This window comes from Rivihabitans pingtungensis (assembly GCF_003201855.1).
GTDB classification, from domain to species: Bacteria; Pseudomonadota; Gammaproteobacteria; order Burkholderiales; family Aquaspirillaceae; genus Rivihabitans; species Rivihabitans pingtungensis.
Map to the genome: position 1 here is coordinate 78,034 of NZ_QJKI01000010.1, position 13,104 is coordinate 91,137.

Genomic DNA, 13,104 nt, shown 5'->3' on the forward strand with positions numbered 1-13,104 from the left:
TTTGTTAGCGGCTCTAAATCACGGTTTGCGCGCGCACAACCGCACCGCCAGATACTGAAAATCCACCTCCGGGCGTGCTTCCAGCGCGGCAAACTCCGCCAGCAAAGCCTGTTCATCGGCCTCGCTCACTCGCCCGGCGCGCTTGAGGCTGTCCGCGCCAGACAGCAATAAATCGCGGGTGTAGCGCAACAAGCCCAGCCGACGCTGCGGCGTCTGCCGGCTGGAGACAATCGGCAATGGCGTGACGCAGATTTCCGTCAGCCCCGCCGCCTGCGCCAATGCCGCCAATTGCTGGCCAATAAACGGATCCGCCCCGGATTGGCGCTGCACCGCGTTGAACTGCGCCCACCAATCTTCAATCAGAGGATTGTGCGGAAAAAACCGAAAAGTGCTGTTGTCCACCTCAGTCAGAATCACCCGCCCGCCGGGCTTCAGCACGCGCACCATCTCGGCCAGAATCTGAGCCGGCTCGGGCACATGCTCCAGCACCCAAATGGTCAGCGCCGCATCAAACTGCGCCGCCGCCAGCGGCAGGCGCTCCGCCCGCGCGCGGGTCAAGCGCACCTGACCATCGGCCCGCGCCGCGCGCAAATGCTCCGCCGCCGCCGCCAGATGGCTGGGGCTTTGGTCGATGGCGTGTATTTGCATATGCGGCCAGCGCATCAATAACTGACGGGTTTGCGCCCCCACCCCGCAGCCCACTTCCAGCAGGGTGCGCACATCGGCCAAATCCAGGCCGCCAAACACCACCGACGCCAGCGCGTCGGCCTGCGCCAGCAAGCGGGCTTGCTCGCTGGCGGAAAAACCGTGGATATATGTAGAGGACATCAGCGTGCTCGATCTTTAATCAGGAAAAGGCTGCAATATTATACTTATGTCATCGGGATTGGGCGTGAACAATCCGTCAAAGAGTGTGTAGGCGGGAGATTCTGGAACACAGGAGATGCTGCGCCTCGCACCGGGCGGACTGTCAGCTTGCAGCCCAGCCAGCATGATGATGGCGCGCAGACGAAAAGCGGCTCACCAACCGTGCCTGGCGGGCTTGGCAGCACGCCTGACGCGGTTTGGTGAGCCGCGCTGAGCAGAGATGCCGCCGCCGGTACGGCCGGCGAGGCAAACCTGTCAGAAGGGAGGGCTCAGCGGTGTTTAGCGTCGCTCACAAAACTCAGCGAAGCGATCCTGGCTAGGCGTGCGGCCGCAGACAGTACGGGTAGTACGGCAAGGTCGCGCAACGACGCCAGGAGAGTTTTGTGAGTGGCGCTTAACTCACCCGCATCCCCGGCATCGCGCCATCGTCACTATCCAGCAAAAACAGCCCGCTGCCGTCGTCCACGCCGCTGGCGCACAGAATCATGCCCTGTGACACGCCAAAGCGCATTTTGCGCGGGGCGAGGTTGGCCACCACGATCACCTTGCGGCCGATCAGGCTGGCCGGGTCGGCGTAGGCTTTGCGGATGCCGGAGAAGATATTGCGCGTTTCGCTGCCCAGATCGACGGTGAATTGCAAGAGCTTGTCCGAGCCGTCCACCAGCTTGCAGTCCAGCACGGTGGCCACGCGCAAATCCAGCTTGGCGAAATCGTCGATGCCGATGGTGTCGGCAAACGGTTCGACAGCGGCGGCGGTCGGTTTGGCGGCTTCCACGGTTTGCTTGTTGGCTTCGATCAGCGCCTCGATCTGTTTCGGGTCGATGCGGGTCATCAGGTGCTGGTAAGGCTGGATGGTGTGGCCCAGCAGCAGTTGGCTGGCGTCTTGCCAGCTCAGCGGGGCGATGTTGAGGAAGGCCTCCACATCGGCGGCCAGCTTGGGCAGCACTGGCTTGAGGTAGATCATCAGCAGGCGGAAGGCGTTGATCAGCACGGTGCACACTTCGTGCAGACGCGCTTCCTGGCCTTCCTGCTTGGCCAGCTCCCACGGCTTGTTGGCGTCCACATAGGCGTTGACCTTGTCGGCCAGGCCCATCACCTCGCGCAGCGCGCGGGCGTATTCGCGCGCTTCCAGCGCCTGGGCGATGCTGTCGGCCTGCTGTTGCAGGTGGGCCAGCAGCGCGGCGCCGGCTTCCAGCTCGCCGGCGTAGCACACCGGGCTGGCCAGCGATGCGGGCTGCGGCAGCGCGGCGGCCAGTTGGCCGGCAAAGCGCTTGCTGATAAAGCCGGCGGCGCGGCTGGCGATATTGATGAATTTGCCAATCAGGTCGCTGTTGACGCGGGCGACAAAGTCATCCAGCGACAGATCAATATCTTCGATCTTGCTGCTGAGCTTGGCGGCGATGTAATAGCGCATCCATTCCGGGTTCAGCCCGCAGTCCAGATAGCTTTGCGCGGTGATGAAGGTGCCGCGCGACTTGGACATTTTCTGGCCGTCCACGGTCAAAAAGCCGTGGGCAAACACCCCGGTCGGCGTGCGGTAGCCAGAATATTGCAGGGTGGCCGGCCAAAATAGCGCGTGGAAATACAGGATGTCCTTGCCGATGAAGTGGTACAGCTCGGCGGTGGAGTCAGCCTTGAAGTAGTCGTCAAAGTTCAGGCCGCTGCGTTCGCACAGATTCTTGAAGCTGGCCATATAGCCAATCGGCGCGTCCAGCCACACATAGAAATACTTGCCCGGCGCATCGGGGATTTCAAAGCCGAAGTACGGCGCATCGCGCGAGATGTCCCAATCTTGCAGGCCGCCGTCGATCCACTCGTTCATCTTGTTCAGCGACTCGGTTTGCAAGTGCGCCTGGCTGCGGCCGTCGGCCAGCGTGCTGGCGCCGGCGGTCCACTCGCGCAGGAAGTCGGCGCATTCGCCCAGGCGGAAGAAGAAATGCTCGCTCTCGCGCAGCACCGGCGTGGCGCCGGACACCGCCGAGTAGGGGTTTTTCAGCTCGGTCGGGCTGTAGGTGGCGCCGCACACCTCGCAGGAGTCGCCGTATTGGTCCTTGGCGCCGCACTTGGGGCATTCGCCCTTGACGAAGCGGTCGGGCAGGAACATCTGTTTTTCCGGGTCGAACAGCTGCTCGATGGTGCGGCTGACGATCTTGCCGTCGGCTTTCAGCTTGCGGTAGATGTCGTAGGAATAATGGCGGTTTTCTTCGCTATTGGTGCTGTAATAGTTGTCGTAGCCGATGTGAAAGCCGGTGAAGTCGCGCAGGTGCTCGGCGTGCACGCGCTCGATCAGCGCCTCGGGGGTGACGCCGTCTTTCTCGGCTTTGAGCATGATCGGCGTGCCATGGGTGTCGTCGGCGCAGACATAATGGCAGTCGTGGCCGCGCATTTTTTGAAAGCGCACCCAGATGTCAGTCTGGATATGCTCGACCATATGGCCAAGGTGGATGGCGCCGTTTGCGTAGGGCAGGGCGCTGGTCACAAGAATCTGGCGTTTCTGGGCAGTCATGGGATTCCGAATCTTGTAAAAAGCAGTAAAAGCCCTATTGTAACAAGTTGACCCGCCACACCCAATGGAACCTCCAGCATGAATCTGATCAAAACCCTGTTTGGCGGCGGCAGCGCCGCCGTCAGCCCCGAACAGGTGACTGAACATCTGAAATCCTGCCTCGACCCCAACACCGGCAAGGATCTGGTCAGCGCCAAGGCCATCAAAAACCTCAAGATCGACGGCGGTCGCGTCAGCCTGGACGTGGTGCTGGGCTACCCTGCGCGCTCGCAGTGGGCGGCGCTGGCCGAGCAGGTGCGCGCGCATCTGCTCACCCTGGCCGGGGTGACTGACGCCGAAGTCAACGTCAGCAGCCAGATTGTCGCCCACGCCGCCCAGCGTGGCGTGGCGCTGTTGCCCGGCGTGAAAAACATCATCGCCATTGCCTCGGGCAAAGGCGGGGTGGGCAAGTCCACCACCACGGTGAACCTGGCGCTGGCGCTGGCCGCCGAAGGCGCGCGGGTGGGCATTCTCGACGCCGACATCTACGGCCCCTCGCAACCCCTGCTGCTGGGCCTGCAAGGCCGCCGCCCGGAATCGCCGGACAATAAATCGCTGCTGCCGCTGGAAAGCCTGGGCGTGCAGAGCATGTCGATCGGCTATCTGGTGGACGACGATCAGGCGATGATCTGGCGTGGGCCGATGGTCAGCCAGGCGTTGCAACAGCTGCTGAACGACACCCGCTGGGACAATCTGGACTATCTGCTGATCGACATGCCGCCGGGCACTGGCGATGTGCAACTGACGCTGTCGCAAAAAATCCCGGTGACCGGCGCAGTGATTGTCACCACCCCGCAGGACATCGCCCTCCTGGACGCCAAGAAGGGCCTGAAGATGTTCGAGAAGGTCGGCGTGCCGATTCTGGGTCTGGTGGAAAACATGAGCGTGCATATCTGCTCGAACTGCGGTCACGCCGAGCCAATTTTTGGTGAGGGTGGAGCGGCAAAAATGGCCGAGCAATACGGGGTGACCGTGCTGGGCCAGCTGCCGCTGGATTTGTCCATCCGCTTGAGCGCCGACCAGGGCAAGCCCAGCGTGGCGGCCGAGCCGGATGGCGAAATCGCCCGCCGTTATCAGGCGATTGCCCGGCAGGTGGCGATTCGGGTGGCGGAACGGGCGCGAGATTTTTCTTCGCGCATTCCCAAGATTGTGATTCAAAATACCTGAAATATTTTGCGCGATGAGCGCAAGCGAATAAAAAACCGCCAGTGATGGCGGTTTTTTATTTTGGCGGATATTTTTACTGGGGCCGGTTTATTCGGGCAAATGCTGGCGCCCCATTACCTCGCGCACTGCCTCGGCCACATCCCACACCAACTCGACGGCTTCTTTTGGCTGAAAGCCCAGATAGGCCGCCGCCTGACGGCCGCACCACACCCATTCCGGGTCTTCCAGCTCACCCAGAGCATTGCGCGCCGCAGACGAGGCAAAAAAGCCCATTGCCGCCAGTGTGCGAATGCTGGGGGCCACCGAGCCGGTGTTGTCGCCAAACAAGGTGGCATCGTGCTGGTGGCGGATCGACAACACCAGCTCGTCCGGCATTTTCCAGTGGCGGGTGATCAAGCCGCCCACCATGGCGTGGTGGGTGCCATAGCGGAAGTATTCCAGCTTGGTGGACGGCATGTTTTCGGCGATGGCGTCCTGCACGGTTTGCTCATAATCCGGATAGTGCAGCATCAGCAGCGGGATGCCGCAATCGCGGAACAGGCCGTACAGATAGGCGTCTTCTTCTGCCGGGCCGGGGATGCGGCGCGCCACTTGGCGGGCGGCTTCGGCCGTAGTGCGCGACAAGCGCCAGAAGCGTTCGGCCACTTGTGGCGGCAGCGGAAATGCGCCCGGCGCGGCAATCGCGCAGGCAATGCCCAGCACCCGGCGCACGCCCAGCTTGGTGACCGCCTGCAAGGGGTCGCGCAGGGAGGTATGCCCGGCTTCCGCCACGCTGTTGGCAGTGCGCAGCACTGAACCACAAATGGCGGGATCGGCGGCGATCAGCGAGGCAACTTCACGCAGATCGTGATCTCGTTGCACGGCTTCAAACAATCCGGCCAGTACTGCCGGGCACGGTGGCAATACCAGGGCAGTGTCTTCGGGAAGCACATCGGGAACATCCGGAGTGGGGTGCGACATGTATTTCTCCCTGCGTTTTCAGTTCGGGGCCACGCAGATGGCTGATTCTGTAGAGGCCGGCAAAACCGGCAAGGTGCCATGGATGAATCCAGCCTGACACGGGGGCGGCGGAGCCTGGCGGCACTCCGGCGCCAGCTGCTTGGCTGACACAGGAAAGCGCGCAAAAATGCATCTGAACGCCGGATTTTATCGAGGCGTCCAAGCGTGCCACAGCTGGGGATTTCTCTCAAGCCATCCATCGGACAATTTGACCAAGCATTTGATGTGAATCATGAAACATTTGTCATGGATTGCTGCATTGGCGTGAACCTTTTACGATAAGACTTTTACTGGAGTGAATTTATCCCATGCTTCGAATTTTCCTGTGCCTTGGCTTGCTGGCCACCGTACCCGCCTGGGCCCTGCCGGCATGTCCGGATGTGGTGCGCGCTGCCAATGACAAACTGAATCCTCCGGTGCAGGACACCCGCATCCTGGCGGACACCCTGTCCGAGTTGCAACGCAGCGGCCGCCTGCCGGCAGATCGCTACGTAGACAAGCGCACGGCCCGTGCTGCCGGTTGGACACCGGGCACGCCGTTCAATCAGATTGATGCGCTTAAGGGTAAGCGCATGGGCGGCGACCGGTTTGCCAATCGCGAGCGGCGCTTGCCGGCCGCCGAATGGACCGAGGCCGACCTTGATTACCGCGGGGGCAAGCGCAACGCCAAGCGGCTGGTGTTTTCTGCTCGCCAGCGCTTTGTAACCACTGACCATTACCAGACCTTTGTCGAGATTCCAGCATGCCAATAACAAAATGTGACCTGACCCGGATTGACTCTCTGAACACTTTTTATAGCCAGATCAGCAGTGGATTGAAACTGCCGGCACACTTTGGTCGTAATCTGGATGCGCTGGAAGACGCGCTCAATGACGCGCCAGGTCCAGTGGAGGTGTTCTGGCACGACGCCATCGCCGCGCGCAATGACATGGGTGAAGATGCTTTTGAATCGCTGACCGCCGTGCTGCATGCGGTGGCCAGCAATCGGGATGACTTCAAAGTATGGATCGGCCTGTCTTAAGAGCCGCTCACAAAACCCCCTGGCGTTGTTGTGTGACCTTGCCGTACTTTGTTGTACTGTCTGCGGTCACACGCCTAGCCAGGACCGCTTCGCTGGGTTTTGTGGGCGACTCTAACGGCGAGTGTCACCCATGTACGTAAACGGCCGGGGCGAACTGACCCCGGCCGTGTGTTTTTTGGCTGACTGACTGTTTGATGCTCAGCCGAACAATTCGTCGATCATGGATGGCTGGGCGTCGTCGTGGCCGGTGTCGGCAAAGACAGTGGGCTCCAACCGTTGTGGCTCGTTCGGATAATCGTGGGTATGCAGCAATTGGCTGGCGTCGAGTTTCATGCTGCTGTCGAACACCACCCAGCAACCCCGTTTGTCCTGTTTCTTGGCCTGATACATGGCGGCATCGGCGGCTGCCACCAGGGTTTGGGCATCGTTGGCATGCGAGGGATACACCGCAATCCCTAGGCTGGCGCTGACCCGGCGCTTGACGCCGTCGAATTCAAAATCCAGCGCGGTCACCTGCTGTTCGATGCGCCGTGACAGCATGCTGGCATCGTATGCACTGGCTTCTGGCATCAGTACGGCAAATTCATCGCCACCCAGCCGGCAGAATACTTCGTTCTGTCGCACGGTTTTGTTCACCGTGCGGGCAATGTCGATCAATACCTGATCACCTGCGGCGTGGCCGTGACTGTCATTGATGATCTTGAAATCATTCAAGTCAAAAATCACCAGCGCCATCGGTTGCTCGCGCCGGTCTGCACGCTTGACCATGCGTTCCAGCTCGGTGTCGAAACGGCGGCGGTTGTATACCCCGGTCAGCGTATCGCGCTCGGCCAGGAAGATCAGCTGCTCGGCAGTGGCGCGCTCGGCGGTGACGTCTTCAAAGATCCACAGGCTGCCGTGCTCGTCGTCGTGTACATCAATATGCTGGAAGGTCAGCACACGCTTGTCGTCCAGTTTCAGCTCGTTGCGCGGAGCCTCTTCCTCGCCGTGCACGGAGTGCTCGGGCATGACAAACAGTGCTGGCGTCAATTGCGAGAGATCTTCTCCCAACAGCGCATCCGGCGCGGGCAGGCTGAGCAGGCGCGAGAACATCGGGTTGGCATAGATGATGCGATGGGTACGGTCGGTGAACACCATGCCGATCGACAGCGCGGAAAACAGTGCTTTCAGCCGGGCACGTTCGCGCTCGGCCTGGCGCAGGTGCACTTCGCTAAGCTGTTGCAAGGCCTGCAAGTCGGCAAAGGCCTTGTCCAGCGCCAGCTGATTGTGTTTGCTTTCGCTGGAATCCATGACACTGAGCCGACAGCCTTGATAGCCGCCCAGCGTGTTGTAGATCGGGTGCCAGTTGACTGTCAGCCACAGCCAGTGGCCACGCTGGTGGCAGGCGCGAAACTCAAAGCCCTGGCCAGAGGTGCGTGCCTCAATGGCGTGGTCCAGCGCATGGCGCAGCCGGGCACGGTCTTCGTCATGAGCAATGGTTTCCAGCACCGAGGGCATGGCCATGCATTCTTCGCGGGTGTAGCCGATCACCCGCTCGGACGCCGTGCTGGTCCAGAACAGCTTGCCTGCCGGATTGATCCACAATTCCCAGGCGTAGGCATAGTCCGCAATGGCGTGCAGCATGTTTTTTTGCGACTGGATTTCGCCAATTTGCTGGCGCAAGGCATCGCGCATGTGCTGGAAATGATCCGTGAGCTGGCCGATTTCGTCATGGCCGGGCTCGGGCATGGTCACATCATACTGGCCATCGGCAATCGCCCGGGCCGCGCGGCCCAGCCGGCGCAGCGGGCGCATCAGCCAGGCACCCAGCAGCCATTGCAGGCCAAACAGTGTCACTACACTGAACAGCCCGACCAGCGCACACCAGCCCATGGCGCGCGACAGCGCATCGCGGGCGTCTGCCATCGACAGGCCATACACCACTTCGCCGACAGTCTGGCCACCCACCTGTAGTTCCAGACGGTGATGAAACACTTGGTCGCGCGGGGCAAACAGCCAGAAGCGGTCCACCCGGTCAGGCTCGGGCGCCAGCTTGCCTGGCGCCCAGCCTCCGCCAGCCAGCACGCGGCCGTCGCGATCACGTACGGCCAGATAGACCACGTCAGGATAATGAGAAAAGTGCTCAACCTGCCAGTACAGGGTGTTGAGATCGTGCTCAGCCGCCGGGCGCGTCAGCGCCGCCGAGGCCTGGCGGTCGAGCGTGCCCAGCTGTTTGACCAGATCGTTGCGTGCCACCTCGTGCACGGCATCCAGGGTTACCAGAGAGATCATCCCGACAATCAGCAGGTTGATCAGCAGCCCCAGGCCGATCAGGCGAAAACGCAATGAATGCGCGCGGGTCAACCACATCACGCAGGCGTCCCCGTTTGCGCACCAGCGGCCATGATGGCTGCGCACGTGTCTGTTCGCCGGACGCAAGCCGCCCACGCCATTCTTCGCATGACACCGTCTCCCTGTGCGCCAGAAAGCTTGCCGATATTACATTGGCAAGTATCATTCAGCTATATGATTATCGTTTTATGTTATGAAATGCGGCTATATTATCCGCATTTACCACGAAATCCGTCTAGAGCTTCTTGAAAAAAACCTTGGAACGGCGCTGGTAATTGTAAATTTTTTGCTTGGCACGGGGTAATTCACTGATGTCGCCCGCCACAAACCCCCGTTCAACAAACCAGTGTGCGGTCTGGGTGGTCAGCACCAACAGCGTAGCCACATTCAGTGCCCGGGCCTGGGTTTCCACGTGGCGCAGCAGGGTTTCACCATAGCCTTCACCCGCCCATTCCGGATCCACGGCCAGACAGGCCAGCTCGGCCATGCCTTCGTCGGCAAAGTGGTTCATGGCAACGCAAGCAATAATCCGGCCATCGTGTTCCAGCACGGAGAACTTCTGGATTTCCATTTCCAACTGCTCACGCCCGCGCTTGACCAGGGTGCCCAGGCGCTCCAGCGGCTCGATCAAAGACAAAATATCGCCAATATCGTCAATGGTGGCTTCGCGCAGCCGCACCAGCGGCTCGGGCGAAATCATTGAGCCGATACCATCGTGGGTGAACAGTTCAGTCAGCAGCGCGCCGTCGGTGCGGTGGCTGATCAAATGGGCGCGCTTGACGCCCTGACGGGTGGCGCGGATGGCCTGCGGCAGGTATACCGCCGCGTCGCTGTGCTCGTCGGCGTGCTCTTGCAAAAACTGCTCGGCCTCGCTGGCGGTCAGCTGGCGCAGCAGCTCGCCATGTTGATCCATGATGCCGGGCGTGTCGGTGAGAAAAATCAATTTTTCCGCTTTCAGCGCAATCGCCGTGGCGGCGGCGACTTCTTCCAGCGTCAGGTTAAAAATCTCGCCGCTGGGTGAATAGCCCAGGGTGGACAGCATCACCAGTTCGCCGGCATCCAGCCGGGCGTGAATGCCTGGGGTGTCGATCTTGCGGATTTGCCCGGTGGACTGCATATCCACGCCGTCGCGCACGCCCATCGGCCGCGCCACCAGATAATTGCCGCCGGCCACACGCAGATTGGCGCCGGCCATCGGCGAATTGGGCAAGGCCATCGACAAGCCGGCTTCGATGTCGGCGCGAGTGACGCCCACCGCCTGCTTGACCACTTCCAGCGTATCCGGGTCGGTGATGCGGCAGGCGCCATGAAAGCGGGTTTGCAGGCCATGCGCCGCCAGCAGCGCTTCGGCCTGCGGTCGCGCGCCATGCACCAGCACAATGCGCACACCCATGCTGACCAATAGATTCAGGTCGTAACTCAGGCCGGCAAACTTGCCCTGGCTGACCACCTCGCCGCCAAAGGCGATGACAAAGATGCGGCCACGGAAAGCGTGGATATAAGGAGCGGCTTCACGGAACCACTGGACAAACTCAGGTGTGCTCATTGGCGGATGGCAAACATTCGGCAAGGGTGACGGAAGTGGCTCACGATAGCAGGAAGCCCGCTGCCGTGCACGTGACAGGCAGAAAAATGTTGCATTGCAGGATCATGACAGACTGACCGCCCCGATTCGGCCAATTCAACTGGCTTGCATGAAACATCCGGCAGCACCTGGAAGCATGGTCAGGCTGGTTCGTTAGCAATGAAAATTCTTGTCATTCTTTGTACGAGTGCTCTTTCGCCACTTGCTGACTTTATTGAATGCATTTTCATAAAATATAGGCTGAATTTCCTGTATGAATCTGGCTATCATGCCGATGTAAGTTCAGGAGGGATGCGGCTTTGCCGCCGACGCCGGCCAGGGCAACCCCAGCCCGGCCCGTCAAAAATAATTATCTTGACATAATCAGAGCCGGAGCTCTCCGCGCCTGCGGGCGTGTGGGGTCATCCTGCCGATCGTACGCAGTGCAACACCACCGGGAGAGCCCTCTAATGCTGAAATCATTGAGTTTTCGTAAAAAAATCATGCTGGCGGTGATGTTGACCGTCTCTGTCGGTCTGGCCGTGATTCTTGGCTTTACCAGTCTGGCCACCAGCCGCGATGCCCATCGTGAGGGCGAAGAACTGGCCGAGCAGATGGCAGCCCGCTATGCCGAGCAGACCGAGCAATCGCTCAATGCCTCAATGAAGGTCGCTTCCTTGCTGGCGCAAACCCTGGAAGGCATGCGCCAGGGCAGCATGCCTTCGCGCCCGACGCTGGACGCGCTGCAAAAACGCATCCTGCAAACCAATACCGGTTTTATCAATATCTGGACGCTGTTCGAGCCCAATGCGCTGGACGGACGCGATGCCGAGTTTGCCAATACCGCGCATCATGACCGCAGCGGTCGCTATGTGCCGTACTTCACGCGCAAACCGGACGGCAGCATCAGTCAGGAAATCCCCGGTGGCGGTAAGGGTGACGTGCTGGAGTATGACCGCCCCGGTGATGGTGATTATTATCTGGTGCCCAAGCAGCGCGGTGTTGACACGGTGCTGGAACCGTATGAATACGATGTCGCTGGCCAGAAAATGCTGCTTACCTCGTTTGTGGCGCCCATCAAGGACAGCAATGGCCGCTTTATCGGTGCTGCCGGGGTGGATGTGCCGCTGGCCGGTGTGCAAGCCGAGTTGGCTCAGGTCAAGCCGTTTCATCATGGTTATGTGAGTGTCTTGTCCAATGGCGGGGTATATATCGCCAATCCGGATACCGGCAAGCTGGGCAAGCCGGCACAGGATGCGCCTGCCGAAGCGTTGGCAGCGGTGAAGGCAGGCAAGACTTTTCGCTATGCTACGGAGGGCAACTGGATGCACTTCCTGACCCCGGTCCACATCGGCCAATCCGGCACGCCGTGGGCCGCCATGGTGAGCGTGCCAATGGACGAAGTGCTGGCGCCGGCGGTGGCCACCCGCAATCAATCCTTGCTGATCGCCCTGGGCTGTGTGCTGGTCTTGGCTGGCGTGCTGTATCTGGTGCTGTCCGGCCTGCTGCGTCCGCTGAATGCGTTGTCGCGCGCCATGAGCTATCTGTCCAGCGGCTCGGGCGATTTGACCCGGCGCATGGAAGTCACCAGCCAGGATGAAATCGGCAAGGTGGCCGAGGCGTTCAACGCCTTTGTGGGTCAACTGCACAGCATGTTCAGCGAAGTGCGCCAGCACGCCGAGCAATTGGGCAAGCATATCGACGAGTTGGGGCAAGTATCTGGTCAGGTGGCGGACGGTTCGCAGCGCCAGGCCGAAGCGGCCAGCGCCACCGCGGCCACCATCGAAGAAGTCACCACCAGCATCACCCACATTGCCGACAGCGCCCGCGACGCCGAGCAAGTGGTGAACCGCACGGTGGAGTTCACCCGCGAATCGGCGCAAGTGGTGGAGCGTTCGTCCAGCGAAATCGGCCAGATTGCCGGCACCGTGCGCCATCTGAATGACAATCTGGCGGCGCTGGAAAGCCGCTCGACGCAGATCAACGCCATCGTCAACGTGATTCGTGATGTGGCCGACCAAACCAATCTGCTGGCGCTGAATGCTGCGATTGAGGCCGCCCGCGCTGGCGAACAAGGGCGCGGCTTTGCTGTGGTAGCCGACGAGGTGCGCAAGTTGGCCGAGCGCACCGGCCAGGCCACGGTGGAAATCTCCGGCATGATCACCGCCATTCAGCAGGACACCCGCCACGCCGCCGGCGAAATGAGTGTGGCGCTGACCCAGGTCAACCAGGGGGTGGAGTTGGCCCAGCAGGCCGCGCAATCGATTGCCTCGATCCACGGCAATAACAGCACGCTGATCGAGAAAATCCACGAAATTGCCAATGCCACCGCCGAGCAGTCGCTGGCCAGCACCGACATCGCCCGTAACGCCGAGCGCATCAGCAGCATGGCGGCGGACAACGACAGCGCTGTGCAGCACAGCGCGCAGGCCACCCGCCAGGCGCAGGCGCTGGCCGCCAGCCTGCGCGAGATTGTGTCGCACTTCAAGCTGTAGTCTGGTCCCATCGGCGGCTATTGCCGCCGATGGCTCACCCTAGCCGGTAAAGCGATCCTGATCAGGCATGTCAGCCGTTCAGCCGCGCATGAACGCCTGGCGCGTTGGCTGCGCG

General features: G+C 61.0%; 9 protein-coding genes. 4 read left to right on the top strand and 5 right to left on the bottom strand.

Going from position 1 to position 13,104, the window contains the following annotated elements; translation table 11 throughout:
- Positions 1-18: 18 nt before the first annotated feature.
- Entirely contained in the window at positions 19-828 is an 810-nt protein-coding gene (locus tag DFR34_RS09285) for a class I SAM-dependent methyltransferase (RefSeq protein WP_110390872.1), read from the bottom strand.
- Between the two features lie 433 nt (positions 829-1,261).
- Positions 1,262-3,373 (bottom strand): methionine--tRNA ligase, encoded by a 2,112-nt coding sequence (gene metG / locus DFR34_RS09290; RefSeq protein WP_245906852.1) that lies wholly within the window; start codon positions 3,371-3,373, stop codon positions 1,262-1,264.
- Positions 3,374-3,451: 78 nt separating this feature from the next.
- Here metG and apbC point away from each other — a divergent pair, with 78 nt between their 5' ends.
- Complete coding sequence (gene apbC, locus DFR34_RS09295) at positions 3,452-4,579, top strand: iron-sulfur cluster carrier protein ApbC (RefSeq protein ID WP_110390901.1); 1,128 nt, start codon at positions 3,452-3,454, stop codon at positions 4,577-4,579.
- A gap of 87 nt (positions 4,580-4,666) precedes the next feature.
- Here the strand turns inward: apbC and DFR34_RS09300 are convergent, their stop codons facing one another.
- Positions 4,667-5,539, bottom strand: a complete 873-nt coding sequence (locus DFR34_RS09300) for an HDOD domain-containing protein (protein ID WP_110390874.1) — start codon at positions 5,537-5,539, stop codon at positions 4,667-4,669.
- A gap of 347 nt (positions 5,540-5,886) precedes the next feature.
- Here DFR34_RS09300 and DFR34_RS09305 point away from each other — a divergent pair, with 347 nt between their 5' ends.
- Positions 5,887-6,330 (top strand): ribonuclease domain-containing protein, encoded by a 444-nt coding sequence (locus DFR34_RS09305; RefSeq protein WP_110390875.1) that lies wholly within the window; start codon positions 5,887-5,889, stop codon positions 6,328-6,330.
- Positions 6,321-6,599, top strand: coding sequence for a barstar family protein (locus tag DFR34_RS09310; RefSeq protein ID WP_110390876.1), 279 nt, complete (start codon positions 6,321-6,323; stop codon positions 6,597-6,599). The genes DFR34_RS09305 and DFR34_RS09310 overlap by 10 nt, the downstream gene beginning before the upstream one ends.
- A gap of 198 nt (positions 6,600-6,797) precedes the next feature.
- Here the strand turns inward: DFR34_RS09310 and DFR34_RS09315 are convergent, their stop codons facing one another.
- Together DFR34_RS09315 and argA are read right to left on the bottom strand one after the other, a co-directional pair.
- The gene (locus DFR34_RS09315; protein ID WP_146215111.1) at positions 6,798-8,948 is read right to left on the bottom strand and encodes a diguanylate cyclase domain-containing protein; all 2,151 of its coding nucleotides are present in this window, start codon (positions 8,946-8,948) and stop codon (positions 6,798-6,800) included.
- Positions 8,949-9,165: 217 nt separating this feature from the next.
- The gene (argA, locus tag DFR34_RS09320) at positions 9,166-10,476 is read right to left on the bottom strand and encodes an amino-acid N-acetyltransferase (protein ID WP_110390878.1); all 1,311 of its coding nucleotides are present in this window, start codon (positions 10,474-10,476) and stop codon (positions 9,166-9,168) included.
- A gap of 488 nt (positions 10,477-10,964) precedes the next feature.
- On the opposite strand from argA, the gene DFR34_RS09325 reads away from it, so the two are divergent.
- Complete coding sequence (locus DFR34_RS09325; protein WP_110390879.1) at positions 10,965-12,989, top strand: methyl-accepting chemotaxis protein; 2,025 nt, start codon at positions 10,965-10,967, stop codon at positions 12,987-12,989.
- Positions 12,990-13,104: the final 115 nt, after the last annotated feature.